At 62.8% G+C, this 1,649-nt stretch carries 3 protein-coding genes; 2 read left to right on the forward strand and 1 reads right to left on the reverse strand.

Features of this window, described 5'->3' with window-relative positions:
- Nucleotides 1-759: efflux RND transporter permease subunit (locus tag A2I95_RS36250; RefSeq protein ID WP_291737350.1), on the forward strand; the 759-nt coding region annotated here is incomplete at its 5' end.
- A gap of 74 nt (nucleotides 760-833) precedes the next feature.
- On the opposite strand, the gene A2I95_RS36255 is transcribed toward A2I95_RS36250, so the two are convergent.
- Complete coding sequence (locus A2I95_RS36255; protein ID WP_259991801.1) at nucleotides 834-1,160, reverse strand: hypothetical protein; 327 nt, start codon at nucleotides 1,158-1,160, stop codon at nucleotides 834-836.
- 216 nt (nucleotides 1,161-1,376) lie between these two features.
- Here A2I95_RS36255 and A2I95_RS36260 point away from each other — a divergent pair.
- The coding region (locus A2I95_RS36260; RefSeq protein ID WP_291737351.1) for a hypothetical protein at nucleotides 1,377-1,649 on the forward strand (273 nt) is incomplete at its 3' end.

Here is a 1,649-nt window from a genome sequence, read left to right on the forward strand (position 1 = left end):
GAGCAGGAGGAATCCGGCGCCTTCCTGTCCAAGGCGTTTGCCGGAGCGCTGGCGCTGATGTTCGTGATCCTGCTGGCCCAGTTCAACAGCTTCTACAACGCGGCGCTGGTGCTGCTGGCAGTGGTTCTGTCCACCACCGGCGTGCTGATCGGCATGATGGTGATGCAACAGCCGTTCTCGATCATCATGACCGGCACCGGCATCGTGGCGCTGGCGGGGATTGTGGTGAACAACAACATCGTGCTGATCGACACCTACCAGGAGTTCAGCCAGCAGATGCCGCGTATCGAGGCGATCATCCGCACCGCCGAGGCACGTATCCGCCCGGTGCTGCTGACCACTATCACCACGATGGCCGGCCTCACCCCGATGATGTTCGGCGTCAGCCTGGACTTCATCAACGGCGGCTACTCGATCGACAGCCCCACCGCGCTGTGGTGGAAACAGCTGGCAACCGCTGTGGTATTCGGCCTGGGCATCGCCACAGTGCTGACCTTGGTGGTCACCCCCTCGCTGCTGGCCATCCGGGTGTGGTTCGCCACCTACATGCGCGCCTTGGGCCGGGCGCTGTCGCGGATCACCCGCGGCCGCTCCAGCCGCATCGCGCAGGACTCACGCCTGTTCAAAAAGGCGCGCCAGCTGCCGACGACGGAAATCCAGTGGGTCGAAAGCGAGGTCCCCGAAACGGTTGTAGATCCAGCGGAGGAGGGAGAACCCGAACCGCCCGCACCGCAGGGCCGCCTGCGCGCAGCCGAATAACCGGCCACAAAAAAGCCCCGCTCCGGCGGGGCTTTTCTTTGCAGCAGCCGGGGCGCGCCCAGCCGTTGCCCGGATCAGTCGGTAAAGGTGTATTCACCCAGATCACACAGATCGAGACCAAAGTCTTCTGCTTCGGATCCATCGTCAAAGCTGCCGCGGATGTCGTAGACGCAGGTGGTTGCGCCGTCGGCAATCACCACACCGATCTCATAACCTGGCGCCAGATAGCCGCCATCCATCAGATTGTCTTCCCAATTGCTGGAAGACGCCGGGGATACATTGAATTCAACCAAATCGGCGCTGCTGTCATTGATCAGCAGGAATTCCAGGTCTTCGGCAAAGGCCGGGGCCTGAAAGGCCAGGAGGGCAGCCGCGGCGGCGGCAGGTAGAAGGGTCTTCATCTGATTGTCCTTTCGATCAGGTCAGCCGGCGCCCGTGCCGCTGATCCCGGAATGGCAGCACTTTAGGTACGTCGCTTTGCCGGTCAATGGGGAAAGCTGCTTACGGCTTCCCCTACGTAAACTTCCGCCTGGCAAGACCCCGGCGCTGTTCACGGTTCCGCAGGAAAGTTATGCATATTCTGCCGGTAAACGAGGATAAGTCCCGGAAAGCAGCACATGGTACGGCAACTTGATCTCCGCAAAGGGTTCGCCTGGGCCGCGGCCCTGTTGTTTCTCACCGCCGGCACCTATCCCGGACAACCGGATGCGCGCGGGCTGCAGCCATCCGCTGTCATAACTCCGGACGGCAAGGAGGCCCGCTCGACAGCGCTGATCATCACCGGCGCCGAAGGCTGGAACAATGAGCTGGCCGCCCGGGCGCAGCGCCTGTCGGACATGCATACCCTGGTTATCGGCGTGGACGGGCGGGCGCTGCTGTCGCAGGCCGGC

The sequence above is a fragment of the Leisingera sp. F5 genome, from assembly GCF_001593695.1.

Bases quoted from the DNA above. Each gene is read 5' to 3' on its own strand.
- A2I95_RS36255 (WP_259991801.1), bottom strand. From the start codon at position 1,160: ATGAAGACCCTTCTACCTGCCGCCGCCGCGGCTGCCCTCCTGGCCTTT.